Origin of the sequence: Erwinia tasmaniensis Et1/99 (assembly GCF_000026185.1) — a bacterium.
Taxonomy (GTDB): Bacteria; Pseudomonadota; Gammaproteobacteria; order Enterobacterales; family Enterobacteriaceae; genus Erwinia; species Erwinia tasmaniensis.
Genome location: NC_010694.1, coordinates 3,052,765 through 3,078,942, shown reverse-complemented (window position 1 = coordinate 3,078,942; position 26,178 = coordinate 3,052,765). Strand labels below are relative to the sequence as shown.

General features: G+C 53.4%; 19 protein-coding genes and 2 pseudogenes. 17 read left to right on the top strand and 4 right to left on the bottom strand.

What is annotated here, in order from left to right; genetic code table 11:
- Positions 1-136 precede the first annotated feature (136 nt).
- The 4 genes from rppH to thyA all read left to right on the top strand — a co-directional run bounded on the left by rppH (position 137) and on the right by thyA (position 4,737).
- Positions 137-664, top strand: coding sequence for an RNA pyrophosphohydrolase (rppH, locus tag ETA_RS15025; protein ID WP_012442465.1), 528 nt, complete (start codon positions 137-139; stop codon positions 662-664).
- Between the two features lie 12 nt (positions 665-676).
- Positions 677-2,923 carry a phosphoenolpyruvate--protein phosphotransferase gene (gene ptsP, locus ETA_RS15020; protein ID WP_012442464.1) on the top strand — a complete coding sequence of 749 codons (2,247 nt, stop codon included), beginning with the start codon at positions 677-679 and terminating at the stop codon, positions 2,921-2,923.
- 144 nt (positions 2,924-3,067) lie between these two features.
- Complete coding sequence (gene lgt, locus ETA_RS15015) at positions 3,068-3,946, top strand: prolipoprotein diacylglyceryl transferase (RefSeq protein WP_012442463.1); 879 nt, start codon at positions 3,068-3,070, stop codon at positions 3,944-3,946.
- The gene (thyA, locus tag ETA_RS15010) at positions 3,943-4,737 is read left to right on the top strand and encodes a thymidylate synthase (RefSeq protein WP_012442462.1); all 795 of its coding nucleotides are present in this window, start codon (positions 3,943-3,945) and stop codon (positions 4,735-4,737) included. Before lgt ends, thyA begins: the two co-directional genes overlap by 4 nt.
- Positions 4,738-4,739: 2 nt before the next feature.
- Here thyA and ddpX read toward each other — a convergent pair whose 3' ends face one another.
- Positions 4,740-5,312: a D-alanyl-D-alanine dipeptidase gene (gene ddpX / locus ETA_RS15005; protein WP_012442461.1), complete on the bottom strand. Its 573-nt coding sequence runs from the start codon at positions 5,310-5,312 to the stop codon at positions 4,740-4,742.
- Between the two features lie 133 nt (positions 5,313-5,445).
- Between ddpX and ETA_RS15000 the strand changes: the two genes are divergently transcribed.
- From ETA_RS15000 to recC, 5 genes are all read left to right on the top strand, one after another.
- Positions 5,446-5,913: a prepilin peptidase-dependent protein gene (locus ETA_RS15000; RefSeq protein WP_012442460.1), complete on the top strand. Its 468-nt coding sequence runs from the start codon at positions 5,446-5,448 to the stop codon at positions 5,911-5,913.
- Complete coding sequence (locus tag ETA_RS14995; protein WP_012442459.1) at positions 5,904-6,455, top strand: prepilin peptidase-dependent protein; 552 nt, start codon at positions 5,904-5,906, stop codon at positions 6,453-6,455. The genes ETA_RS15000 and ETA_RS14995 overlap by 10 nt, the downstream gene beginning before the upstream one ends.
- The gene (locus tag ETA_RS14990) at positions 6,455-6,868 is read left to right on the top strand and encodes a DUF2509 family protein (protein ID WP_012442458.1); all 414 of its coding nucleotides are present in this window, start codon (positions 6,455-6,457) and stop codon (positions 6,866-6,868) included. Before ETA_RS14995 ends, ETA_RS14990 begins: the two co-directional genes overlap by 1 nt.
- Positions 6,858-7,178, top strand: coding sequence for a prepilin-type N-terminal cleavage/methylation domain-containing protein (locus ETA_RS14985; RefSeq protein WP_012442457.1), 321 nt, complete (start codon positions 6,858-6,860; stop codon positions 7,176-7,178). The genes ETA_RS14990 and ETA_RS14985 overlap by 11 nt, the downstream gene beginning before the upstream one ends.
- A 72-nt stretch (positions 7,179-7,250) precedes the next feature.
- Positions 7,251-10,637, top strand: a complete 3,387-nt coding sequence (recC, locus tag ETA_RS14980) for an exodeoxyribonuclease V subunit gamma (RefSeq protein ID WP_012442456.1) — start codon at positions 7,251-7,253, stop codon at positions 10,635-10,637.
- Between the two features lie 213 nt (positions 10,638-10,850).
- Here recC and ETA_RS20035 read toward each other — a convergent pair.
- Positions 10,851-10,994: pseudogene (locus ETA_RS20035) on the bottom strand (IS630 family transposase); the annotation flags it as partial.
- A gap of 2 nt (positions 10,995-10,996) precedes the next feature.
- A pseudogene (locus ETA_RS19390) lies at positions 10,997-11,190 on the bottom strand (transposase); the annotation flags it as partial.
- Positions 11,191-11,624: 434 nt separating this feature from the next.
- On the opposite strand from ETA_RS19390, the gene ETA_RS14970 reads away from it, so the two are divergent.
- The 8 genes from ETA_RS14970 to recD all read left to right on the top strand — a co-directional run bounded on the left by ETA_RS14970 (position 11,625) and on the right by recD (position 25,387).
- The gene (locus ETA_RS14970; RefSeq protein ID WP_012442455.1) at positions 11,625-12,437 is read left to right on the top strand and encodes an arginase family protein; all 813 of its coding nucleotides are present in this window, start codon (positions 11,625-11,627) and stop codon (positions 12,435-12,437) included.
- A gap of 19 nt (positions 12,438-12,456) precedes the next feature.
- Positions 12,457-13,239 carry a YqcI/YcgG family protein gene (locus tag ETA_RS14965; RefSeq protein ID WP_157861813.1) on the top strand — a complete coding sequence of 261 codons (783 nt, stop codon included), beginning with the start codon at positions 12,457-12,459 and terminating at the stop codon, positions 13,237-13,239.
- 20 nt (positions 13,240-13,259) lie between these two features.
- On the top strand, positions 13,260-14,165 hold the full coding sequence (locus ETA_RS14960; RefSeq protein WP_012442453.1) for a DMT family transporter: 906 nt from the start codon (positions 13,260-13,262) through the stop codon (positions 14,163-14,165).
- 23 nt (positions 14,166-14,188) lie between these two features.
- Positions 14,189-15,169, top strand: coding sequence for a cysteine synthase A (gene cysK / locus ETA_RS14955; protein WP_012442452.1), 981 nt, complete (start codon positions 14,189-14,191; stop codon positions 15,167-15,169).
- Between the two features lie 55 nt (positions 15,170-15,224).
- Complete coding sequence (locus ETA_RS14950) at positions 15,225-16,478, top strand: Zn-dependent hydrolase (RefSeq protein WP_197531934.1); 1,254 nt, start codon at positions 15,225-15,227, stop codon at positions 16,476-16,478.
- Positions 16,479-17,121: 643 nt separating this feature from the next.
- Entirely contained in the window at positions 17,122-20,007 is a 2,886-nt protein-coding gene (gene ptrA / locus ETA_RS14945) for a pitrilysin (protein WP_042959111.1), read from the top strand.
- A complete protein-coding gene (gene recB, locus ETA_RS14940; protein ID WP_012442449.1) occupies positions 20,004-23,540 on the top strand; it encodes an exodeoxyribonuclease V subunit beta in 3,537 nt (1,178 codons plus the stop codon). Before ptrA ends, recB begins: the two co-directional genes overlap by 4 nt.
- Positions 23,537-25,387: an exodeoxyribonuclease V subunit alpha gene (gene recD, locus ETA_RS14935; protein WP_012442448.1), complete on the top strand. Its 1,851-nt coding sequence runs from the start codon at positions 23,537-23,539 to the stop codon at positions 25,385-25,387. The genes recB and recD overlap by 4 nt, the downstream gene beginning before the upstream one ends.
- A gap of 50 nt (positions 25,388-25,437) precedes the next feature.
- Here the strand turns inward: recD and ETA_RS14930 are convergent, their stop codons facing one another.
- Positions 25,438-25,995, bottom strand: coding sequence for a YagU family protein (locus tag ETA_RS14930; RefSeq protein ID WP_012442447.1), 558 nt, complete (start codon positions 25,993-25,995; stop codon positions 25,438-25,440).
- Positions 25,996-26,178: the final 183 nt, after the last annotated feature.

Sequence of the window (26,178 nt, the reverse complement as noted above, 5' to 3'; positions counted from 1 at the left end):
CTTTTCTGTTTATAACTTTACTATTTACCGGCAGTTATCCCAGCCTCATCCGTAGAGTTCACGCAAAAGCAGTGGTTTACCGTCTGTGAGGAGTATGAAACAATCAGAACATCCAGTTTTAGTTTGAGGTAGTCCGGTGATCGATGATGATGGCTACCGCCCGAATGTTGGTATCGTAATCTGTAACAGGCAGGGGCAGGTTTTGTGGGCCAGACGTTTTGGTCAGCACTCCTGGCAGTTTCCTCAGGGGGGCATAAATCCCGGCGAAACCGCAGAGCAGGCCATGTACCGCGAACTTTTCGAGGAAGTCGGCCTGAATCGCAAGGATGTACGCATCCTTGCCGCTACCCGTAACTGGTTACGATATAAGTTGCCGAAACGTTTGGTGCGTTGGGACACAAAGCCGGTTTGTATCGGCCAAAAACAGAAGTGGTATCTTCTGCAGCTGATGTGCAATGACGCTGATATCAATATGCAAACCAGCAGTACGCCAGAGTTCGACGGCTGGCGCTGGGTGAGCTACTGGTATCCGGTGCGCCAGGTGGTCTCGTTTAAACGTGATGTCTATCGTCGCGTCATGAAGGAGTTTGCCAGCGTGGTTATGCCCCTGCAGGAGAGCACCACGCAGAGAAATACGCCAGGTTATCGACGAAAGAGAGGTTAAGCCACGTAGATTATGCTCACACAGCTGCGCGAAATAGTTGAAAAAGTGGCAGCAGCGCCCCGGCTTACCGAGGCGCTGGATATCTTGGTTAACGAAATTTGTCTGGCAATGCAAACTGAGGTCTGCTCGGTTTATCTTGCCGACCACGATCGCCGCTGCTACTACCTGATGGCAACGCGCGGGCTGAAGAAGCCGCGCGGGCGAACGGTGGCTTTGGCTTTTGATGAAGGTATCGTCGGGTTGGTTGGTCGTCTGGCAGAGCCAATTAACCTTGCCGATGCGCAGAAACATCCCAGCTATAAATACATACCCTCCGTAAAAGAAGAGCGTTTTCGTTCTTTTCTCGGCGTGCCGATCATTAGTCGCCGGCAGCTGCTGGGCGTGCTGGTCGTTCAGCAACGTGAGCACCGGCAGTTTGATGAAAGCGAAGAGTCATTTTTGGTGACTTTAGCGACCCAGATGGCCGGCATCCTTTCACAGTCACAGCTTAATACGCTATTTGGTCAGTACCGGCAAACCCGCATCCGTGCGCTGGCGGCGGCTCCCGGCGTGGCTGTCGCCCAGGGCTGGGTAGATTCCAGCCAGCCTTCGCTGGAGAACGTCTTTTCCGCTTCGACGCTGGACACGGTGCGTGAGCGTGAGCGCCTGGCGCTGGCGCTGGCCGAAGCCTCTAATGAATTCCGCCGCTACAGCAAGCGTTTCACCGCCAGCATGCATAAAGAAAGTGCGGCAATTTTCGATCTCTACTCTCATCTTTTAAGCGATGCGCGGCTAAAGCAGGATCTCCAGGCCGAGATCGACGCCGGATCGGTTGCCGAATGGGCGGTAAAAAAAGTCGTAGAGAAGTTTGCCGCCCAGTTTGCCAGCCTGCAGGACAGCTATCTGCGTGAAAGGGCTGGCGATCTGCGCGTACTTGGCCAGCGCCTGCTATTCCACCTTGATGACACCATGCAGGGCACCAACACCTGGCCCGAACGTTTTGTGCTGGTGGCCGATGAGCTGACCGCCACTACGTTAGCCGAATTGCCACACGACCGGCTCGTGGGCGTAGTGGTACGCGACGGGGCTGCAAACTCACACGCGGCAATTATGGTGCGCGCGATGGGCATTCCGACGGTGATGGGGGCCGACATTCAGCCTGAGCTGCTGGATGGGCGGCTGCTGATCGTCGATGGTTATCGCGGAGAGCTGCTGGTCGATCCTGAACCGGTGCTGGTACAGGAGTACCAGCAGCTGATCAGCGAAGAAAACGAACTGAGCCAGCTGGCAGAAGATAACGTCTTTCTGCCCGGCGCGCTGAAAAGCGGCGAGCCGGTCAAAGTGATGCTCAATGCCGGACTGAGCGCAGAGCACGAGCAGGTTTTAGGAAATCGGGTGGACGGCGTGGGGCTGTACCGCACGGAAATTCCGTTTATGCTGCAAAGCGGCTTTCCGTCAGAAGAAGAGCAGGTAGCGCAGTATCAGGGCATGCTACAGCTGTTTCTTGATAAGCCGGTGACGCTGCGTACGCTGGACGTCGGCGCGGACAAGCAGCTGCCCTATATGCCGATCAGTGAGGAAAACCCGTGTCTTGGCTGGCGCGGCATCCGCCTGACGCTCGATCAGCCAGAGATCTTCCTGGTTCAGCTACGTGCAATGCTGCGAGCCAATGTTGCCAGCGACAATCTTAATATTCTGTTGCCGATGGTCAGCAGCCTTGAAGAGATTGACGAAGCCCGCAGGCTGCTTGACCGCGCCGCGCGCGAAGTGGAAGAGATGCTGGGGTACACCATTCCGCTACCTCGCCTCGGTATCATGATTGAAGTGCCGTCGATGATCTTTATGATCGACCAACTCAGGCAGCGGGTTGATTTTGTCTCTGTCGGCACCAACGACCTGACGCAGTATCTGCTGGCCGTCGACCGCAATAACACACACGTAGCAAACCTGTACGACAGCCTGCACCCTGCCATGCTGCGCGCGCTGAAAGCGATAGCCGACGCCACCGGAAATGCGGGTCTTCAGCTCTGCCTGTGTGGTGAAATGGCCGGCGACCCGATGTGCGTGGCGCTGCTGGTCGGCCTGGGTTATCACCATCTCAGCATGAACGGACGCAACGTGGCGCGCGTGAAGTATCTGCTGCGCCATATTGAGCTGGAAGAAGCGAAAGCGTTGGCCCAAAGCGGGCTGCAAGCGCAGCTGGCCAGTGAGGTGCGTCATCAGGTGATCGGCTTTATGGAGCAGCGCGGACTGGGCGGTCTGATCAGGGGAGGGCGTTAAGATGATGCTGCGCAGTGGTAATGCCCGACAAAGTTTACAGTTCCCTGGGCCTGAATAATGTCCTTTATGCTATCATCCGCGCTTTCCTGATATAGCCTTTGGCGCACGATCGATCGTCAAGACTGACTTTAATAATGGTGAAAGATGAATAACGGCTACCTGGCTTTTCCTCAATTTGATCCGGTGATCTTCTCCATCGGACCGGTTTCACTACACTGGTACGGGCTGATGTACCTGGTAGGTTTTGTCTTCGCCATGTGGCTGGCCGTACGCCGTGCCAATAAGCCCGGCAGCGGGTGGAAAAAGGAAGAGGTGGAAAACCTGCTGTACGCGGGCTTCCTGGGGGTTTTCCTTGGCGGACGTATTGGCTACGTGCTGTTTTACAATATGCCGCTGTTTCTCGAAAACCCACTGTATCTGTTCAAAGTTTGGGATGGCGGCATGTCATTCCATGGCGGTTTGATTGGCGTGATCGTGGTGATGCTGGTATTTGCTCACCGTACCAAGCGTCATTTCTTCCAGGTGGCTGATTTTATCGCGCCGCTGATCCCGTTTGGCCTCGGCGCTGGCCGCCTCGGCAACTTTATCAACGGCGAGCTCTGGGGGCGTGTCGATCCTAACCTGCCGTGGGCGATGCTCTTCCCCGGCTCGCGCAGTGAAGATATCGCGCTGGTCGCAGCGCACCCGCAGTGGCAGCAGCTTTTGTCAACCTATGGCGTACTGCCGCGCCATCCTTCGCAGCTGTACGAGCTGATCCTCGAAGGCGTGGTGCTGTTTATCATTCTTAATCTGTTTATCCGTAAATCTCGTCCGATGGGCGCGGTCTCCGGGCTGTTCCTGATTGGCTACGGCGCGTTCCGTATTATCGTCGAGTTCTTCCGTCAGCCCGATCAGCAGCTTGGCCTGTTTGGTGGCATCAGCATGGGGCAAATTCTGTCACTGCCGATGATCCTGGCCGGAGTAATTATGATGATTTGGGCGTATCGTCGCCGCCCGCAGCAACGAATTCGTGAGGCAAAATGAAACAGTATCTGGCGTTAATGCAGCATGTGCTTGAACAGGGCACGCCGAAAGACGATCGTACCGGCACCGGCACGCTGTCCGTTTTTGGTCACCAGATGCGTTTCAATCTGCAACAGGGTTTCCCGCTGGTCACCACCAAAAAGTGCCATCTGCGCTCGATTATTCATGAGCTGCTGTGGTTCCTGAAAGGGGAGACCAATATCGCCTACCTGAAAGAAAACAAGGTGTCGATTTGGGACGAATGGGCAGACGAAAACGGCGATCTCGGCCCGGTGTACGGCAAGCAGTGGCGCAGCTGGGGAGCCGCAGACGGGCATCAGATTGACCAGCTTAGCAAGGTGATTGAGCAGCTAAAAAGCGATCCTGACTCGCGGCGTATTATTGTCTCGGCCTGGAACGTGGGGGAACTGGATCAGATGGCGCTGGCTCCGTGCCACGCCTTTTTCCAGTTCTATGTGGCGCAGGGGAAACTATCCTGCCAGCTTTATCAGCGTTCTTGCGATATTTTCCTCGGCCTGCCTTTCAACATCGCCAGCTATGCTTTGCTGGTGCATATGATCGCCCAGCAGTGCGACCTTGAAGTCGGTGATTTTGTCTGGACCGGCGGTGATACCCACCTTTACAGCAATCACCTCGAACAGGCGCGGCTACAGCTGCAGCGTGAACCGCGGGCGTTGCCAAAACTGGTGATTAAGCGCAAGCCGGACTCGTTGTTCGACTATCGTTTCGACGATTTCGAGATAGAAGGTTACGACCCGCACCCGGCGATTAAAGCCCCGGTGGCTATCTGACGTTACCCCCCCGATGCCGGGGGGTAGCAGTCAAATTGTTCAGGCAGTAGCGCATAGCTCGCCGCCTGAGGCAGCTCAAAGTGCCACCATTCGGTGGCAATGCCACAGAATCCCCCACCAAACATGATCCCATTCAGCAACAGGCGATGACGTTGAGCCTGAGCTGACACGGCCGGATGATACGCATGAGAATGCGGAGCCATCTCGTCAAACCCGGTTCCCATATCAACAATCTGATTTTCATGGTCCACCAGCGTGACATCCACCGCCGTACCGCGACAATGGTTGGAACCCAGGCCAGGCGGCATAACATAGTCCGGGTCCGAACAGGACAGCCATAAATTTTGCTGAGCCTGCTGTGGACGATATGCATCGTAAATCAGCAGGGTAAAACCAGCCAGCTGCGCAATGTGCACGCTACGCGCCAGCGCAGCGGCGGCATCTGGATGTAACAGGCAGCGATCTTCACAATAGATAGCCTGTCCGGTGATATTGTCAGCCGTGGCATACTTCAGATCGATCCCCACCTGTGGCAGCGCAACGCGGATATTCACCAGCGGTGTAAAAGGCATCATTCATTCTCCCTTATGGAAAGGGCATCTTAACGTTAATGAACGCTGATGCAACATCACAATTACGCTGGAAGATAGCTCGCATTCTAATCTGAGTAGGCTGGTAACCGCCGGAGAAAAGCGCAGACTGCCCGCTATGAAAACGAGGGGGATGTACGGCTTTACGCTGCTGGAAATGATGTTGGTCATCACTATTGTCAGCCTGCTTAGCCTGGGGGGATGGCGTAGCTGGCATAGCTGGCAGCAGCGCCAGCAGCTGAATGACAGCGCGCAGCAGATCCAGCGGCTGCTGCAACGACTACGTAGCGATGCGAACTGGCATAACGCGGTGCGGCTACTGTGGCTTAAACCCGGCGCGCGCTGGTGCCTGGGAAGCGGAAACGTTCCTGCACGCTGTGTTAGCGGAATGCGGCATGCTTTGCTGGCACCGTATCCGGGAGTTCGGCTGCGGGAAATCACCAGCGGAATGGGATTTTATGGCAAAAGGAATGTGGCTCACGCGGGGAGGATCGTAATTACCAGTCCGGTGGGTGAGCGACGCGTGATCCTCTCGTCCCGTGGGCGGGTGCGTATCTGTGTGCAGTCGGAGGAGCAATGTCGCTGAACGCAAAGGGATTCACGCTGCTTGAAATAATGGTTGCTATGGCTATTGGCAGCCTGCTGTTAATTGGCGCTGCACGAACGCTGCCGCTACTACAAACACAAAATCTGCGCTTACTGATGCAGGCGCAACTGCACGAAGAGCTACAGCAGATGATGCAAACCTTGGAGAAAGCCTTACGGCGCGCCGGTTACTGTAACGGCAGGTGTCAGGGAAAAGGGCTGCGCATGGGCCGTGCCGATGGCAGCTGTGTGCTGGTGCGTTGGGATGAAAACAGCAACGGTCGCTGGGAGGGCGTGGGGCGCGACGACAGCGATCTTTACGGCTACCGACTGCGGGCAAAAAGCCTTGAGATGCAGCGTGGCGTGGACGGCTGCGAAGGCGGCGGCTGGGAACGGCTTAACGACCCCCGGCTGATCACGATCGGTGTTTTTCAGCTGGAAATTCATCAGCGGCTGATTAAGGTCACGCTCGGCGGGTCTGCTAAAGCCTGGCCTGACATCTCGCTCACCGTTGAGCACTGGCTGAAAGCGGAAAACCTGTGATGCGCCCGGCCTCCCAGCGCGGCGGCAGTACGCTCCTCATGGTCATCATTCTTCTGCTAATGGGAACGCTGATGCTGAACGCCACGCGGCGACAGCTCGGGGATGCCATCAACCTGGTCGGTGATGAGCGGATTTACCTGCAACAATATACCGCCGCAACGTCGGCGCTCGCCTGGGGGCAGCGTCTGCCCTGGAAAGCAGGCGAAGGCTGGCGATGCCAGCAGTTGGGTGAGTACCGCTGGCGTGCCTGTCTGCACGTTGCGCGCATGCTGCTGCGCGCCGATAGCGGGCCAGACACCCTGACGCTGTATCACTGGATGAATAAATCTCGTTCGGATAGATGGAAGTTTCGGCCGCACGGCTGGCTGGACTACTGCCCACTGACGGAAAAAGGAGGCTGCGATGTGGATTAATCTCTCTAATCAGCAGGGGTTCAGTCTGATAGAAACGTTATTTTCCCTGCTGCTATTTAGTCTGAGCCTCTCCGCGCTGATGAAATATCAGCAGGCGCTGGGGCTGGGTTTTCAGCAGCAGTGGCAGCAGCGTGAAGTCTGGCGCCAGGCTTTTCAGCGCCTGCACGGGAATGAGAGCATGGGATGGCCCAGCCAGCTTAGCTCTCACAGTGGACCGGCGGGTTGCCGGCTGCTCCGTGCGCAGGTTACCAGCCCGGCGGGGCGGCAGGCGACGCTCACCCAGCTGAACTGCCATCAGGACGCCAGATAGCATGGCGGCGTTTTCAAGCCGCGCTGAACGGGTTACAGTATCCTTCGCGAGATCATTAAGGGGCAGGGCCGTATGTTTACCGTTTACCACTCAAATCAGCTGGATATACTGAAAACGCTGGCCTGCTGGCAGATAGAAAACCAGCCGCTACGCGATCCGCTGCGTTCTGAAGTGGTGCTGGTGCAAAGCCCCGGTATGGCGCAATGGCTGCAAATGTCGCTGGCAGAAGAGTTTGGCATTGCGGCTAATATAGACTTTCCGCTGCCCGCCAGCTTTATCTGGGACATGTTTGTACGCGTGCTGCCTGAAATCCCTAAAGAGAGCGCGTTTAACAAATCCAGCATGAGCTGGAAGCTGATGGCTATTTTGCCCGATATGCTGCCGGGTGAAGCCTTTACCCCGCTGCGGCACTACCTTAGCGATGACGACGACAAGCGTAAGCTGTTCCAGCTGGCGTCACGCGTGGCGGATCTGTTTGATCAGTATCTCGTTTACCGCCCGCAGTGGCTGAACGGTTGGGAAAAGGGCCAGCTGGCAGATGGGCTGGGAGATGCTCAGCTATGGCAGGCCCCGCTATGGGCGGCGCTGGTGGAATACACCCGGCGGCTGGAGCAGCCGGGATGGCATCGTGCGAATCTTTATCAGCGATTTATCGCCCTGCTGGAGAACAGCAGCACGCGTCCGGAAAATCTGCCCGATCGGGTGTTTATCTGCGGTATTTCTGCGCTGCCACCGGTCTATCTGCAGGCGCTAAGGGCGCTGGGAAAACATATCGATATCCATCTGCTGTTTACCAATCCTTGCCGTCACTACTGGGGGGATATCCAGGACTACGGTTTCCTCGCCAGGCTGCAAAGCCGACACCGCCGCCACTACCAGGATAACCGACAGATCCCGCAGTTTCGCGATGCCGACAACGCCTCCTCGCTGTTTAATGACGCGGGCGAGCAGCAGCTAAGCAACCCGCTGCTGGCTTCCTGGGGGAAGCTGGGGCGCGATAACCTTTATCTGCTGGCGCAGATGGAGCCAAATGAAGTCTTTGCCTTTGTCGATATTGAACCCACCGACCTGCTGCAAACGCTCAAACGCGACCTGCTGGAGCTGGAAGATCACGCGGTCATCGGCCTGAAAACCAGCGAGTGGGAGAACAGCCGCAGCAAGCGCATTCTGGCCGCGGAGGATCGTTCGATAGCGATCCACCAGTGCCACAGCCCACAGCGCGAAGTGGAGGTGCTGCAGGACAGGCTGCTGGCGATGATGGCCGACGATCCAACGCTGACCGCACGCGATATCATCGTCATGGTGGCTGATATCGATGCCTACACGCCGTTTATTCAGGCGGTGTTCGGCAATGCACCTGCCGATCGCGCTCTGCCGTTTGCCATTTCTGACCGGCGAGCCAGCCAGGCGCACCCGGTACTGCAGGCCTTTATCTCCCTGCTCGGCCTGCCGGACAGCCGCTTCACCGCAGAGGACGTGCTTGCCCTGCTGGAGGTGCCCGCCGTCGCCAGCCGCTTTGCCATAGACGAAGAGGGGCTACGCCTGCTGCGTTACTGGGTCGCAGAGTCGGGGATACGCTGGGGGCTGGATGATGATGGCGTGCGCGATCTCGATCTGCCCGCCACCGGCCAGCATACCTGGCACTTTGGCCTGACGCGCATGCTGCTGGGCTATGCAATGAACAGTGAAGCGGGCGACTGGCAGGGAATACTGCCCTTCGACGAGTCCAGCGGGCTGATTGCCGAACTGGCGGGTAACCTGGCCGAGCTGCTGATGCAGCTCAACCGCTGGCAGCGGTGGCTGAGTGAACCGCGTGAGCTACAGAACTGGCTACCGCTGTGTCGCCAGATGCTGGATGACTTTTTTATCAGCGATGCCGACACCGAAGCTGCGCTAACGCTGATCGAAGAGCAGTGGCAGCAGGTGATTAGCTATGGCGTGCAGGCCTCATACCAGCAGGCGGTGCCGCTAACCTTGCTGCGCGATGAACTGTCATCACGCCTTGACCAGCAGCGTATCAGCCAGCGTTTTCTCGCCGGCCCGATCAACTTCTGTACCCTGATGCCAATGCGCTCTATCCCGTTCAAAGTGGTGTGTCTGTTGGGTATGAATGACGGGGTTTATCCACGAACCTTGCCGCCGCTGGGCTTTGACTTAATGAGCCAGCAGATGCAGAAGGGTGACCGCAGCCGTCGTGACGATGACCGCTATCTGTTCCTGGAAGCACTGAACTCGGCGCAGCAGCAGCTGTATATCAGCTATATTGCCCGCTCGATTCAGGATAATACGGAGCGTTACCCCTCGGTGCTGGTCAGTGAGCTGGTGGAATATATCAGCCAGAGCTTCTGCCTGGCCGACGACAGCGGCAGTGATGTTGACAGCAGCGCCAAAGCGGTAGTGAAACACCTGCATCATCTGCACAGCCGCATGCCGTTTGCCGCAGAGAATTTTAGCGCCAGTGCAGAGTTTCGTAGCTTTGCCGCGGAATGGCTCCCCGCTGCCAGCGGGCAGGGAACTGCTCATCCGCCGTTTATGCGGGCGTTGCCGGAAGAGAGCGAAACGGTAATCGCTTTTGACAAGCTGATCCGTTTCTGGCGTCACCCGGTTCGCGCATTTTTCAGTTTGCGGCTCGGCGTCAGCTTTCAGCTGGAGGAGACCGGATTACCGGATGCGGAACCGTTTTCCCTTGATGGGCTGAGCCGCTACCAGGTTAACAGCCTGCTGCTTAACAGCCTGATCGACGGCAAGGAGGGTGACCAGCTGTATGCCCGGCAGCGTGCTGCCGGAGTGCTGCCTTACGGCGCATTCGGTGAACTGTTCTGGCTGGAGCAGGAGTCAGAAATGAGAGAGCTGGCCGGGCGGGTGCGCGAGCAGCGTGCGGCGGCGGAAAGCTGGGAGATTTCTCTTACGCTTGGAGAGACAACACTTAGCGGCTGGCTTCCCCAGGTTCAGGACAGCGGGCTGCTGCGCTGGCGGCCGGGGATACTGAACTTTCACGATGGTCTGACGCTATGGCTGGAACATTTGGTGTACTGCACAATAGGCGGCACCGGCAGCAGCCTGATGCTGGGGCGTAAAGAAAGCCTGTGGTGCTTCCCGGCGCTGGAGGCAGATGCCGCGCAGCAGCAGCTGGCTCACTATATTGATGGCTACCGCCTGGGCATGCGCTCCCCTCTGCTGTTAACCGCTTCCGGCGGCGCGTGGCTGAAAGCGTGCTTTGATGAAAAAGCGGGCGTATTACGGCTTGATGATGCCACGCAGAAACAGGCGCGCGGCAAGTTGTTACAGTGCTGGCAGGGAAATTATCAGGTTGAAGGCGAGGGCAGCGATCCCTATCTGCAAAGATTGCTACGTCGGCTGGATGATGACAGCGTGCAGGAGATGAGCGCTCAGGCAGAACGCTGGCTGTTTCCGCTGCTGCTGAACCATCAGCCCGGCCAGATAGACTGTCTACGGTAAAAAATAATGGCAATGATGCACAGACTATCGCGTTGGCGCAGTGACAACCAAAGAGATCATTTTCCCACCAGAAAGTCCCGAACAGTAAGATATTCAGAACGATGAACGATCTTAGTTCTGGTTTAAGAGGGTTCAGGATGTATATGAACCCTTTTTACACCAGCTATCGGCTTACCCCACCGAACCTTCACTAAATCAGTGATCCTGATATCGCTACGCTTTTACCAGCCCGTATTTGCCACCCGGAAACGGACTGACGGTTTTCATAAAGTGATGCACCTTTTTCAGTAACTGCCACATTGTCCGGCGCTGATGACCCCGGATGATGGTTTCGTGCCGCGCCAGCCACAGCCTTTCAAAACGCGTTTGAGCATCAGTACGGTAGAAATAGCTAGCTCAGAACAACGTTGAGGACGACCACGTGAAGACGTGTTGGGCTTGTCATACCAGGCCTGGATGGTCGACTCATCAGGCCAGAATGTCAGTGTGCCCGATGGATGAGCGACTTGTTGTAGGTAGCCCAGTTGGTGATTTTGAACTTTTGTTTTGCCACGTGATATCGCAGCAGGATCAGGAGTGTGGTGATCTGATCATGGTTACGGCAAAAAGTTAGATTTATTAAACAATGACACGTTAACGTATAATCATTCGTGCGCACTCGCTTTGATAACCAACTTCAATATCCTTGCGTAATTACGCGTCAAAATCGTTTAAACTATTGATATTTAATTATAAATAATTAAATCGCAATCAATGTGGAAATAAGCTTATGCAATAAAATTATATAAATATTATTGTTTGTTCATAGATCAACTGACGAAAAGCTTATTCTTCTTATGGCGTTTAATGCGGTTCGTTCAACTGTAATTTCCCCAAATTAAAACATTAAATTTTTTTAAGCAAATGATTACATTATTGTAAACAATTGACTTAAATTGACATTTTTTGGTAACAATGTTTTCACTTAATTAATCACGGAGTCAATTTATGCAGGTGAAAATCATTTGTTCACAAGGACGCGTTGGGGATAAAACAGACGCTACGCTTAGGGGGGCAAAGCTTACCGCCGATACACTTGGAAGAAAATTTAAAAGAAAAATCAGCTATATAGGTAAGTTCTCGCCCTGTAAGAATGATCAATGGAAGGACTCTCTTCCCGAAGCTGCTCCAACATTAGCTCTCCTGCAAGGAGAACTGCAGCAATGTCTGGAACAAGATAATACCCCTATTCTGGCCTTAAACACTTGTTCAGCTAGCCTGGCCACATTACCCATTGCGGCCGCAAAGTATCCAGACATGAAACTGTTGTGGATAGATGCCCACGGAGATTTTAATACTCCACATACGACTTCAACCGGTTATCTGGGTGGAATGGCCTTAGCTGGCGCCTGTGGCTTATGGGATAGTGGTTATGGTCATGGTATCAGGCCTGAGCAGGTCATTCTGATTGGTGCACATGATATAGATGAAGCAGAGCTTTTATCGCTGAAACAACATTCAGTACGAAATATTATTCCAGAAAAAGTGAATCCAGAAAATGTTATTAAAAATATAGAAGGATCTAAAGTCTGGATACATATTGACTGGGACGTTCTCGACCCCGGCCAGATTAATGCTGATTACAAAGTTAAAGGCGGCCTGCCTCTTTCCACACTGATTGATACACTTAAGGCAATTCCAGCCAGTCAGGTTCTGGGGCTTGAGATTGCAGAGTTTAGTCCTGACGAAAACAGGCCTGAGCAGAATGAAAAAGATTTAATCAATATCTGCGATGTCGTAGATGCTTTGTTCTTAACGTAGAAAACTTATCTGGATAACGATGATGACTAAAATGTTGTCAGAATTTTTGTTCTACAAAGATAGACAGGTGATTTTTTCTCATGCTGAAGTCATTGAGTCATTACATAATTTTAGTGAATGGAAAAGAAAAGCCTGGAGACAATTCAGTATCAAACTTCATGATTCTGAATTCCCTTGTATTTTTAGCAAAAGTGCATGGAAAGCAAAATCAATTAAGTTTGTCTTTTGCGAAAAAAGAAAAGACTCTGAGTATTTGGATTTTTTACATGGTTTAGTTTCTTATAGTGATTATATAAATGATACACCATTAAGTAAACGACTACTGTCTCCTTTGGTCGTATTTTTCTCTCCAGAATATTACATAAATAAAAATCAGCACGAGACTGGATGGGAAGCACTTAACTGGGCACATGCCAGAGATAGTAAACCATGGCCAGAGAATATATCAGTCAGCCCGGAGGATGCAGAATGGACATTTTATTTTAATGGCATTCAATTTTTCATAAATATGAGCACACAGAATCATCGAATTCTCCGTAACAGGAATTTGGGGGCACACTTAACATTTGTCATTAATGCCAGAGAAAATTTTGATGCTGTTGCTAACGGGAATACAAAGGCTGGACGCCAGCTTCGGGAACATATCCGGGAACGGGTCAGAGAGTATAACGGCGGCGTTTTCCCTTCTGAGCTCGGTTTTTATGGTGACGATGCCAATCTGGAATGGAAGCAGTATCAATTAGAGGAAAGTGGGACTGAACGCCCACAACAATGCCCGTTCAGACATAGAAAGACAACCTGAAAACGTTTGAGGAATGAATAATGAATAAGTCAGAAGAAAAAATAGGTATATTACAGCTATTTTGCGCTATGGTCATGATGGGGACAGTAGGACTGTTTGTTATTGAATCAGGACAAAGCGCCTATAATGTGGTGTTTTATCGATGTTTGCTTGGGGTGGTTTTTCTTGTTGCATACTGTTTATATAGTGGGCATTTAAAAGATCATCACCTGACGTTAAAGAGCTTATTGATTATAGTAATAAGTGGGATCTTCCTTGTTTTTAACTGGGTTATGCTTTTTGAATCCTTTAAGATTGCATCAATTTCAACGTCGACAGTTGTATATCATGCTCAACCATTTTTCTTTATGCTCATCTGGGCTGCCAGCTACAAAGAACGAGTTTCCCTGAATAAAATATTATGGATGGTCGTATCTTTTGTCGGTGTAAGTTTAGTTGCAAATATTGATTTTGCTAATTTTACATTATCATCATCATATTTAAAGGGAATAGCTCTTGCTTTATCTGCTGCTGTTTTCTGGGCCATATCGGCTGTCATTGTAAAAGGGTTGAAAGGTATATCTGCTTATATAATAACCTTGGTTCAATTAGGTGTAGGTGTCATCGTTCTGTATCCTTTCAGCGAATTGTCAGGCATTGCTGATATAACAGTAAAGCAATGGGGGTGCTTGTTTATTCTTGGCGCAGTTCATTCATGTTTAACTTATATTATAATGTATTCTGCCTATAAAAAACTTTCAGCCCCTATTATTGCGGTAATGACATTTATTTACCCTGCCGTAGCTATTTTTGTAGATTATTATTTTTACGACGTTGCTTTAAATCACGTCCAAATGATCGGCGTTGTTTTGATAATGTTCAGCAGCTATGCCGTAAGTCAGAATTTCAATTTTTTCTGGCGGAAAAGAGTTGTTAATTTGAATTAATATATATAATTGGGGATGGAATTATGGCACTTTTTAATAATATTTTAGAGACTGTGGGAAGGACTCCCATCGTTAGGCTCAATACTCTTTCACCTGGTAACGTGGAAGTTTATGTAAAAGTTGAGTCCTTCAATCCCGGAGGTTCAGTCAAAGACCGGCTTGCACTTTCCGTCGTCCTGGATGCAGAAAGGCGCGGAGAGCTAAAAAAAGGCGACACTATAATTGAATGCACTTCGGGTAACGTCGGAATTGCTTTTGCTATGGTAGCAGCAGTAAGAGGATATCAGTTTATTGCCGTGATGGGAGAGGGCTATTCTATTGAGCGTAGAAAACTGATCCGTGCTTATGGAGGAAAAGTCATCTTATTTCCTGGCGAGCTTGGTAGCAGCGGCGGTAACAAAATAGCTGACCAGCTAGCCCGGGAGAATGGCTGGTTCAGGCCTCGCCAGTTTGATAATCCAGCAAACCCCAGTTACCACCGTATGACCACAGCATCCGAGATCCTGAGTGATTTTGCAGGTAAACGCCTGGATTATTTTGTCTCTGGATTCGGAACTAGCGGGACGCTGACAGGAACAGGGCAGATGCTAAAAGTGGCGCGTCCGGATGTAAAAATTGTCGTAGCAGAACCAGAAGGTGCACAAATTCTGGCGAAAAATGAATGGAAAGTACATGCAATTCAGGGCTGGACTCCTGACTTTGTTCCTGGTCTTCTGGATCAAAGTATCATTGACTCACTGGTTACCATTGATGAGTATTCAGCACTCGACACTGCACGACAGCTGGCAAAATCAGAGGGCATACTGGTTGGCATTTCTGCAGGAGCCACTATTGCAACAGCATTAGACGTCGCGCGAAATTCTCCCGACGGGACAGTCATTTTAGCGATGGCCCCTGATACTGGAGAACGGTATTTATCTACAGAACTTTTTAATGATCTTGGCACAGAAGATAAAGACTCTGGTATTACCACATGGGTTGATAGTGTTCTTGAGGAAATATAAATTATACTAATTTGTGTTTTTCTTATAACCATATTCATTAAGGTGGTGAGACTCAATGAAATTAGAATTAAATCACAATTCCATTATGGCTATCAGGAAAAATCGTTTCTGGGATTCCATTATGGAAATGGCAAAAATTGGCCCAGGAAAATCTGGTGGCTCAAATCGCCAGGCGCTAACAGATGAAGATAATCAGGGGCGAGAGCTATTTTGCAGATGGTGCAAAGAGGCAGGTTTAGCAATAAGTGTCGATCAAATGGGGACTATTTTTGCTACCCGGGAAGGAACAGAGCCAGATCTCCCCGGCGTTTATATAGGTTCACACCTTGATACACAACCTACCGGCGGTAAATTTGATGGTGTATTAGGTGTAGTAGCCGCTCTCGAGGTAGTCAGAACGCTTAACGAATACCAGGTCAAGACTAAGCGTTCCATCATTGTAACCAACTGGACGAATGAAGAAGGTTCTCGCTTTGTACCCTCTATGTTGGCTTCTGCCGTATTCTCAGGTGTTTACTCACTAGAATATGCCTATGGACTAAAAGACAGAGAAGGTATAACACTACATCATGAACTTAAGCGTACCGGCTGGTTAGGTACGGAGCCAGTAGGGGCACGAAAAATTCATTCATATGTTGAATATCATATTGAGCAAGGCCCAATTCTGGAATCAAAACATAAAAGTGTCGGTGTTGTGACACACTGTCAGGGCCAGTCCTGGCTGGAGGTTACTTTGACTGGCCGATCGGCTCATACGGGATCAACGCCGATGAACATGCGTAAAAATGCTTGCCTGGCAATGGCTCGTATAATTAATATCGTTGACGACATAGCTATGAAGCTCCAGCCAAATGTAGCAGGTTCAGTGGGGCAAATTAATATGCTTCCTAATTCCAGAAATGCTTTACCTGAAACAGCCATATTCACCATCGATTTGCGTGCTGTCGATAAGGATAAATTTATTACACTTTGTGAACTGGTCGAAACAGAAGTACAAAAAATAGCACAAGAACATAATGTATTATGTTCTATCGAAAGAATCGGTCACTATGAACCCATTGAATTCGACAAACAAATCACGGAGGTTGTTAAAAACTCAGCCATTCAGCTAGGTTATGACTTTATGGAAATAACATCTGGTGCAGGACATGATGCTACATGGATTTCAGGAGTAGCGCCGACATCAATGATATTTTGCCCTTGTGTTGACGGGATTTCCCATCACGAGTCAGAGGATATAACTCAAGAATGGGCAGAGTCCGGCGCTAACGTATTACTGCATACGGCAATAACGTTAAGTAACGCTTGATTTAAAACGTCATACTACTTAATTTGATTATTTAGTAATGTATCTACTTAGCATTAAATATATTTCATATGATTCTACTGCACGCGAATAAAATAATATTTTAGATCATATATATCACGGTTAACTTCCTGATTATGGCCTCGTAGGAGTTAATGGAAATTAACTCGGCTACGAGGCTTTCTTCGTAAGCGTACAGCAAGAACCGTATTGACGGGGATGTGTTACTCAGTTGGCAGGGTTACGCGCCAGGGTAAGGGATTCGAAGGCCAGCCGGCCTTGTTGATTAAATCGGGTTTAGATAAAAGCGCCTTCCGTCACTGACTTCCTCAGGCAATCCGCACACTTTCTGGTATCCCTACACACCTCATACGCTGAAAAGACGGCTAAAAGCTAGTGCTCAATCTTTGAGCCAGATCGTATCGGCTAATTTAAAATGTTGATTTGGTTGAAGATTACAGCCTGAATTATCCCTCTTTGCCTGGCGAAGAGTATCAAATTTGCGGACATTGCACGTGACTTACTGTAGTGTTTTTACCTGATAATTGATTACGTTAGCATGCACCATTAGGCTATGCCGATATGTGTAAGCCGATATTCATCTGGCAGGAAGTCAGGTGGTAAACCGTTAGATTGAGGAGTGTCAATGCGTCGTTGTGCAGTCTGGTTAGCTTGTTTTGTTACCGTCACGTTGTTCAGTCCGCTGACCCATGCTCAGGCAGGCTGGCAGCCCCTGACTGAAACCATTCGCAAAAGTGAGAAAGACCCGCGCCAGTATCAGGCGATTAAGCTGGATAACGGCATGACGGTGCTGCTGGTATCCGATGCGAAGGCGACAAAATCGCTGGCGGCGCTGACGCTCCCGGTCGGATCGCTGGAAAACCCTCACGATCAGCTCGGCCTTGCACACTATCTGGAACATATGGTGCTGATGGGATCAAAACGCTACCCGCAGCCGGACAATCTGGCAGAGTTCCTGAAAAAAAATGGCGGTAGTCATAACGCCAGTACCGCGTCTTACCGCACCGCTTTCTATCTGGAGGTCGAAAACAACGCGTTACGGCCGGCGGCAGACAGGCTTGCCGATGCGATTGCCGAGCCGCTGCTCGATCCGGTCAATGCCGATCGTGAACGCCACGCGGTAAACGCTGAACTGACGATGGCGCGTTCGCGGGACGGTTTGCGTATGGCGCAGGTCGATGCGGAAACGCTTAACCCGCTTCATCCCAGCTCCCGGTTTTCCGGTGGGAATCTGGAAACCCTGCGCGATAAGCCCCACAGCAAACTGCATGATGCGCTGAAGGCGTTCTATCATCGCTATTATTCGGCAAATCTGATGAAGGCCGTGATCTACGGTAACCAGCCGCTAAGCGAACTGGAGAATATTGCGGCGGACACTTTTGGTCGTGTCGAAAACCATCACGCAGCCGTGCCGGATATCACCACTCCGGTAGTGACTGAACGGCAGAAAGGCATCATTATTCACTACGTGCCGGCCCAGCCGCGTAAACAGCTGAAAATAGAGTTTCGCATTGATAACAACAGTGACCGGTTCCGTAGCAAAACCGACACGCTTATTGGTTATCTGATCGGTAACCGCAGCAAAAATACCCTCTCTGACTGGTTACAAAATCAGGGTCTGGCAGACTCGATCAATGCCGGGGCAGACCCGATGATCGATCGCAACGGGGGCATATTCACCATCTCGGTGTCCCTGACCGACAAAGGTCAGGCAAAGCGCGATGAAGTGATTGCCGCGGTGTTCAGCTATATCAATACGCTGCGCGCTCAGGGCATCGATAAACGCTACTTTGATGAAGTATCGCATGTGCTGGATCTTGATTTCCGTTACCCCTCCATCACCCGCGATATGGATTACATCGAATGGCTGGCCGATACCATGCTGCGCGTACCGGTAGCCGATACGCTGGTGGCTCCCTATATCGCGGACCGCTACGATCCGCAGGCGATCAAAGCACGGCTGGATGATTTGACGCCGCAAAATGCGCGCATTTGGTTTATCAGCCCGCAGGAGCCACATAACAAGACGGCTTATTTTGTTGATGCACCTTACCAGGTCGATCGTATCAGCGCGCAGCGCTTTAAGGAGTGGCGGATAGCCAGTGACAAACTCACGTTTTCTCTGCCGCAGCTCAATCCCTGGATACCGGACGATTTCAGCCTGATCAAGGCAGATAAAGCCTATTCGCACCCCGAAGAGCTGATGAATCAAAACGGGCTGCGCGTTTTCTATATGCCCAGTCAGTATTACGCCGATGAGCCCAAGGCCAATATTACGCTGGCACTGCGTAATAAGGCCGCCATGAGCACGGCAAAGGATCAGGTCATGTTTGCCGTTAACGATTATCTGGCCGGAGTGGCGCTGGACGAACTCAGTTCGCAGGCGTCCGTCGGGGGCATCAGCTTCACTACCAGCGAAAATGATGGAGTGACCTTCAGCGCAAGCGGTTTCACCCAGCGCCTGCCGAAGCTGATGAACCAGCTAGTGGCGGGCTACGCCAGCTTTACGCCGAGTGAACAGCAGCTGGCGCAGGCAAAGTCCTGGTATCTGGAACAGCTGGATGCGGCAGAGAAAGGCAAGGCGTTTGAGCTGGCTATCCAGCCTGCACAGCTGCTGTCTAACTTGCCTTACACCGAGCGTAGCGAGCGGCGTAAGCTGGTCTCGGGCATCACGCTGCAACAGCTGCTCGACTACCGCAAAATGCTGCTGGAGAAGTCAACGCCGGAACTGATGGTGGTGGGTAATATAACCCCTGACGCGGTGCGTACCCTGGCGGCGGATGTCAAAGGACAGCTGGACTGCACTGGCCATGAATGGTGGCACCGCGAGCAGGTCTCGCTGGATAAACAGGTGCTGGCAAACCTGCAGAAACCGGGCAGCAGCACCGATTCGGCGCTGGCCGCTTTATATGTTCCGCTCGGATTTTCCGAGCATCAGAGCATGGCCAGCAGCTCGCTGCTCAGCCAGATTATTCAGCCGTGGTTCTATAATCAGCTGCGTACCGAGGAGCAGCTCGGCTATGCGGTATTCGCCTTCCAGATGCCGGTTGGACGCCAGTGGGGCGTTGGCTTCCTGCTGCAAAGTAATGTACGGCAGCCGGCCTTTCTGCTGAGTCGTTTCAAGGCGTTCTACCCTACGGCCGAAAAGCGTCTGCGTACCATGAGCAAAGAGGATTTCTCACAGTATCAGGCGGCCATGATTAATGAGCTTAAGCAGCGTCCGCAAACGCTGGATGAAGAAGCAGGGCGCTACGGCAAGGACTTCGATCGCGAGAACTACCGCTTTGATACCCGCGAAAAAGTGATTGCGCAGATCCAGAAGTTAACGCCTCAAGCCCTGGCTGACTTCTTCCACCAGGCGGTGATGGCACCGAGCGGGCTGGCGTTACTGTCGCAGATCTCCGGCAGCCATCACGGCAAGGCCGATTTTGCCCAGGAGAAGGGCTGGACGACCTGGAAAGATATCTCAACGCTGCAACAGTCTCTGCCGGTGAGGCAGGATAAACCATGAGTGAGTGGGCTGCTGAAAGGCTTGAGCCATTAACCCTGCCCCTGCACGGCGAGCGCCTGATTGAGGCGTCTGCCGGAACGGGAAAAACGTTTACCATCGGGCTGCTCTATCTGCGCCTGCTGCTTGGTTTGGGGGGGGGAGCGGCCTTCAGCCGCCCGCTGTCGGTAGAGGAAATTCTGGTAGTGACCTTTACCGAAGCCGCTACCGCCGAGCTGCGCGGGCGTATTCGTGCCAATATTCACCAACTGCGTATTGCCTGCATACGGGGTGAAAGCCAGGATCCGATGCTGGCCGCACTGATGGCCGATATTACCGATTTACCCCAGGCGGCAGCCGATCTGCTGGCTGCCGAGCGCCAAATGGATGAAGCGGGCATCTTTACCATTCACGGCTTCTGCCAGCGTATGCTGAATCTCAACGCCTTTGAATCCGGTATGCTGTTTGAGCAGGAGCTGCTGGAGGACGAAACCCCGCTGCGCCGCCGGGCTACCGCTGATTTCTGGCGTCGTTACTGCTATCCATTGCCGCTGGCGGTAGCACGCGTGGTGCGTCAACTGTGGGCCGGGCCGGAGCAGCTGCTGAAAACGCTGTCGCCGTGGCTGGGCGGGGAGGCACCGATGCTAAAATCGGCGCCGGACGGTGATGAAACGATTGAGCAGCGCCATGAGAAAATCATTGCGCGTATCGACGAGCTGAAACGGGCATGGCTGGCCGCAGATAATTTACAGCAACTGATTGAAGCCTCCGGTATCGACCGTCGCAGTTACAATAGTAAGCACTTACCCAACTGGCTGGAGAAAATCACCCTGTGGGCGCAATCAGAGACGCTGGACTATGAGGTGGTAAAAGAACTGGAGCGCTTCGGCCAGCGCGTGCTGCTGGAAAAAACGAAAAAGGGCGAGCCGCCGCGCCATCCGCTGTTCGATCGGATCGACGACTTTCTTGCCGAACCGCTGTCGCTTCGTGACCTGGTGATCGCGCGCGCGCTGCAGCAGGTTCGTTTTGTCACCCAACAGGAGAAACGCCTGCATGCCCAGCTGGGATTTGACGATCTGCTGGGCCGCTTCGATGCTGCGCTACAGCAGCCTGGCGGTGAGATGCTGGCCTCGGCTATCCGCCAACGTTACCCGGTGGCGCTGATCGACGAGTTCCAGGATACCGACCCTCAGCAGTATCGTATTTTCCGCACGCTCTATCGTCGACAGCCTGGAAGTGCGCTACTGCTGATAGGTGACCCGAAACAGGCGATTTACGCGTTTCGCGGCGCGGATATTTTTACCTATATGAAAGCGCGATCGGAAGTTAGCGCTCACTATACATTGGAAACAAACTGGCGATCGTCACCTGCTATGGTTGATGGGGTTAATCAACTGTTTTTAAAACAAAAAAATCCTTTTCTATTTAGCGAGATCCCCTTTGTCCACATTAAGCCGGCAGCGCCCAACGACAGCCTGAAATTTAATGTCCAGGGGGAAGTTCAGCCCGCTCTGACATTCTGGTTACAGCCCGGCGATGGTGTTGGAGTAAGCGATTACCAACAATTTATGGCGCGACAGTGCGCGGCTGAGATCTGCCGCTGGCTCAGTGCGGGTCAGCGGGGCGAGGCGTTGATAGGAAAAGCCGGTAAACAGCGCCCGGTGCAGGCCTCGGACATTACCGTGCTGGTGCGTAGCCGTAGTGAAGCCGCGGTGATGCGTGAAGCATTCAATGCCCTGACGATCCCTTCCGTTTATCTATCCAACCGCGACAGCGTGTTTACCACCCCGGAAGCACGCGAAATGCTGTGGCTGTTACAGGCGGTGCTGGCCCCGGAGCAGGAGCGTATTTTACGCAGCGCGCTGGCCACCAGCCTGTTTGGCGTTGATGCGTTGGCGCTGGATGCGCTCACCCAGGATGAACGCGCATGGGATGCGCTGGTCGATGAGTTTGTAGACTACCGCCAACGCTGGCTGAAGCGTGGCGTGCTGCCGATGCTGCGCGAGCTGATGATGAAAAGAGCGATCGCTGAAAATCTGCTGGCGTCCGACAGCGGCGAACGTCGACTTACCGACCTGCTGCATCTGGGCGAGCTGTTGCAGGAGGCCTCGGCGACTCTCGACAGCGAACACGCGCTGGTGCGCTGGCTGGCCCAGCAGGTGGAGCAGCCGGATGGCCAGGTGGCGAATCAGCAGCTGCGGCTCGAGAGCGATCGCCATCTGGTTCAGATCGTCACTATTCATAAATCTAAAGGTCTACAGTATCCGTTGGTCTGGCTGCCGTTCGTCGCCAACTTCCGCGAGGCGGATAACGCCGTTTACCACGACCGCCAGACGTTTACCGCGCTGCTGGATTTACAGCAGAGTGAGGAAAGTATCGAGCTGGCAGAACAGGAGCGGCTGGCGGAAGATCTGCGCCTGCTCTACGTTGCACTGACCCGTTCTGTCTTTCACTGTAGCGTGGGCATCGCGCCGCTCATTAAGGGCACGCGAAAGAAAGAGGGCAACAGCGACCTGCACCGCAGCGCGCTGGGTTATCTGGTACAACAGGGCGAACCTGCCGATGCCAGTGGCCTGCTGGCAGCATTACAGGCATTGAACAGTGATGCCACGGCGTTAGTGACGGCGGCAGAAGCCGACGCCGCCCCGTGGCAGGGGCCGCAGGCAGAGAGGCAAATTCTTAGCAGCCGGGCGTTACCCCGGTCGCCGCGTGATAGCTGGCGTGTGACCAGCTATTCAGGTCTACAACAGCACGGCAGTGCGGGCGCGCTGGAACTGTTGCCGCGCCTCGACGTTGACGCCGCCGGGGAAGCCAGCGGTGAGCAGGTCCCGCTGCTGACTCCGCATACCTTTCCACGTGGTGCCGGGCCGGGCACGTTTCTGCACGGGCTGTTTGAAACGCTGGAATTCAGCGCGCCTCTGGATGAGGAGTGGCTGTCGCAGCAGCTCAGCGGTCAGGGCCTGGGCGAGGAGTGGACGCCGGTGATGCGCGACTGGATTGACCGCATCCTGCAAACCCCGCTCAACGAGACGGGCGTCAGTCTCCACCAGCTGCCGGCCCAGGCAAGGCGGGTAGAGCTGCAATTTTATCTGCCGATATCCCGTCTGCTGACGGCAGAGGCGCTGGATCGGGTGGTACGCCAGGACCCGCTTTCAATGGCCTGTCCGCCGCTCGACTTTTATCAGGTGCAGGGCATGCTGAAAGGTTTTATCGACCTGGTATTCTGCTGGCAGGGTAAATATTACCTGCTGGACTATAAATCTAACTGGCTGGGTGAGGACAGCAGCGCCTATACCCAGCAGGCGATGGCTCAGGCGATGCAGGCGCATCGCTATGATTTGCAGTACCAGCTCTATACGCTGGCGCTGCACCGTTACTTGCGTCATCGCCTGGTGGACTATGACTACCAGCATCATTTTGGTGGCGTTATCTACCTTTTCCTGCGCGGCATGGACGGTACAACGGGCGGTAACGGCATCTATTTTACACGGCCACAGCCGGAGTTTATCTCCGCTCTTGACCATCTGTTTGCCCACCAACCGGAGAGTGACGCATGACGCTGGCAGAAGCCTTACAGCTGGCACAGCACCAGCGTTTACTGCGTCCTCTGGACGTGCAGTTTGCCCGCATGGTGGCAACCGAAGGGCAGCCCGCGCTGATGCTGGCAGCGGCGCTGGTCAGCCGGGACGCCGGGGAAGGTCACGTTTGTCTGCCGCTGTCACAGCTGCGCCCCGAATCTTTTTTTGCCGGGCGTCATCCGGAGCTGGCGCAGACACTGTGGCATGCTGCGGGAGCGCCGGAGGACTGGCAGTCGTTGCTGCTGGCGCAGACGGCGGTCAGCAACGGCCAGCAGGCCACGCCGCTGGTGGTGTACAGGCAGCGTCTTTATCTGCACCGAATGTGGCAGAGCGAAGGAGAGGTTGCGCAGTTTATACAGCGCCAGCACTTTTCCCAGAGCCTGGAAGAGAGCCGGGTGCGTCAAACGCTGGACCGTTATTTTGGTCATCAGCCGGATGACTGGCAGAAGATTGCGGCGGCAGTGGCGCTGACGCGTCAGGTTGCGGTGATCTCCGGCGGGCCGGGCACCGGTAAGACCACGACGGTGGCCAAGCTGCTTGCCAGTCTGATTGAGCTGTCGCCGACCCCTCCGCGTATCGAACTGACGGCGCCCACCGGCAAGGCGGCGGCGCGACTGACGGAATCGCTGGGCAATACGTTGCAGCAGCTACATCTGGCAGACGATATTTTGAAAAGTTTCCCGCTGGAAGCCACCACGCTGCATCGCCTGCTGGGGGCGCAGCCGGGCAGTCAGCGCATGCGCTATCACGCCGGAAATCCGTTGCACCTGGACGTGCTGGTGGTGGATGAAGCCTCTATGGTGGATCTTCCGATGCTGGCTAACCTGATTGCCGCACTACCCGTTCAGGCGCGGGTGGTCTTCCTCGGTGACCGCGATCAGCTGGCTTCAGTCGAGGCCGGAGCCGTGCTTGGTGATATTTGCCGCTGTGCGGAAGAGGGCTACAGCCCGCAGCGGGCCGCAGAGCTGACGCGTTTAACCGGCTGTGAGGTGGACGGGCACGAGGATGCCAGCGCGCCTGAAGTGCGCGATACGATCTGCCTGCTGCGCAGGAGCTACCGCTTTGCCGCTACGTCCGGTATCGGGCAGCTGGCGCTGGCGGTCAATGCGGGGGCGGTCAAAACGTCAGAGCAGGTATTAAACAGTGGTTTCAGCGACCTCCGACACCGGTCGTTAAGCAGCAGCGATGATTATCAGCAGCTGCTTAACGACTGCGCGGTGGGTTACCGCGACTACCTGAAGTTGCTGGCGGATGGAGCCCCGCCGGGTGAAGTACTGGCCGCGTTTGGCCGCTTTCAGCTGCTGTGCGCGCTGCGCGAGGGGCCGTTTGGCGTGGCGGGGCTTAACGACCGTATTGAGCAGACGCTACGCCAGATGGGGCTTATCCGACGCAATATCACGCTTAACGGCAAATGGTACGTTGGACGGCCGGTGATGATTGCGCGTAATGACCGGGCGCTTGGGCTGTTTAACGGCGATATCGGCATAGCGATGCCGGATGAAGAGCAGCAGCTGAAGGTCTGGTTCCCGTTACCGGATGGCAGCATCAAGGCGGTGCAGCCCAGCCGCCTGCCGCCACATGACACGGCTTTTGCCATGACGGTACACAAGTCGCAGGGTTCGGAGTTTGACCATACGCTGCTGGTGTTACCGAATAAAATGATGCCGGTATTAACCCGAGAACTGGTGTATACCGCAATTACCCGAGCCAAACGGCAGCTGACGCTTTATGTCGAGAACGCGGTGTTTATCAGCGCGGTGAGAATGCGAACGCAGAGGCGCAGCGGGTTGGTGGAGCGGCTACATAAAGAGACGGCCGCCCAGTAAGAGCAGAGTGCGATATAGAGTAATACGGTGCCCAGGCACCGTATTAACGATTATTCAGGCTGGCTAAACCACTTCCCCTTTATCGGTTTGGCAAATGCAGCCAGTACCGCAATCAGGCTCACTTCAATCGACACCGACCAGGCGATATGGCCCAAGATTTCGCTCCACAGCTCATAACCATTCAGGTTCCAGAGCCAGCCGGGTTGACCGTCCAGGTACGCCGGGTGGCGGAAGCCCAGAGCCGGGATAAGAAAGCCGTGCATGACTAGAGTAATGATCAGACCATAGGCCGCGCCGTACCCTAATCTGACTTTAGGCCAGAATGCGGATAACAGGACGTAAGCAAAAGCGAATGCAAAGCTAAACAGCCAGTGATACAGCATCACCGCGCCGGGGATGGTAATGCCTTGATAAACGTAGTCCATTGAATGGGCGTTGATCCCCAGTGGGCCAAGCCACGCATCAATATGCGCTGCGGGCGGCGATATCTCACCGGCGATGCGCGGAGGCATATTCGCTTCCGTGCCGGATTTCACCAGGGAGCTGATAAATCCTCCAATCAGGGTGCCCCACACAATAATTTTTAGATTTATTTTACTTAATGTCATAACAACGTTTCCTTGCTTCATTTTGAAAAGCAGACAGCAGCTGGCTGTCTTCAACAACGACATTCCTGTTGCACGCTATGTGAGCCAGGCGTCTTATGTCCTTATTGATAACGGTTAAATATCGCTCTCTGCAACATCCACTATGTTAGCAAAAAAAGGCAGTAACATCGTCTGGGCTTTATG

Coding starts and splice junctions, on each gene's coding strand:
- ETA_RS14985 (WP_012442457.1), top strand. CDS start 6,858: ATGTGGATTAATCTCTCTAATCAGCAGGGGTTCAGTCTGATAGAAACG.
- ETA_RS15000 (WP_012442460.1), top strand. CDS start 5,446: ATGAAAACGAGGGGGATGTACGGCTTTACGCTGCTGGAAATGATGTTG.
- cysK (WP_012442452.1), top strand. CDS start 14,189: ATGGCACTTTTTAATAATATTTTAGAGACTGTGGGAAGGACTCCCATC.
- ETA_RS14965 (WP_157861813.1), top strand. CDS start 12,457: ATGATGACTAAAATGTTGTCAGAATTTTTGTTCTACAAAGATAGACAG.
- recB (WP_012442449.1), top strand. CDS start 20,004: ATGAGTGAGTGGGCTGCTGAAAGGCTTGAGCCATTAACCCTGCCCCTG.
- ETA_RS14970 (WP_012442455.1), top strand. CDS start 11,625: ATGCAGGTGAAAATCATTTGTTCACAAGGACGCGTTGGGGATAAAACA.
- ETA_RS14990 (WP_012442458.1), top strand. CDS start 6,455: ATGCGCCCGGCCTCCCAGCGCGGCGGCAGTACGCTCCTCATGGTCATC.
- recC (WP_012442456.1), top strand. CDS start 7,251: ATGTTTACCGTTTACCACTCAAATCAGCTGGATATACTGAAAACGCTG.
- thyA (WP_012442462.1), top strand. CDS start 3,943: ATGAAACAGTATCTGGCGTTAATGCAGCATGTGCTTGAACAGGGCACG.
- ptrA (WP_042959111.1), top strand. CDS start 17,122: ATGCGTCGTTGTGCAGTCTGGTTAGCTTGTTTTGTTACCGTCACGTTG.
- ptsP (WP_012442464.1), top strand. CDS start 677: ATGCTCACACAGCTGCGCGAAATAGTTGAAAAAGTGGCAGCAGCGCCC.
- ETA_RS14930 (WP_012442447.1), bottom strand. CDS start 25,995: ATGACATTAAGTAAAATAAATCTAAAAATTATTGTGTGGGGCACCCTG.
- ddpX (WP_012442461.1), bottom strand. CDS start 5,312: ATGATGCCTTTTACACCGCTGGTGAATATCCGCGTTGCGCTGCCACAG.
- ETA_RS14950 (WP_197531934.1), top strand. CDS start 15,225: ATGAAATTAGAATTAAATCACAATTCCATTATGGCTATCAGGAAAAAT.
- ETA_RS14960 (WP_012442453.1), top strand. CDS start 13,260: ATGAATAAGTCAGAAGAAAAAATAGGTATATTACAGCTATTTTGCGCT.
- ETA_RS14995 (WP_012442459.1), top strand. CDS start 5,904: ATGTCGCTGAACGCAAAGGGATTCACGCTGCTTGAAATAATGGTTGCT.
- recD (WP_012442448.1), top strand. CDS start 23,537: ATGACGCTGGCAGAAGCCTTACAGCTGGCACAGCACCAGCGTTTACTG.
- lgt (WP_012442463.1), top strand. CDS start 3,068: ATGAATAACGGCTACCTGGCTTTTCCTCAATTTGATCCGGTGATCTTC.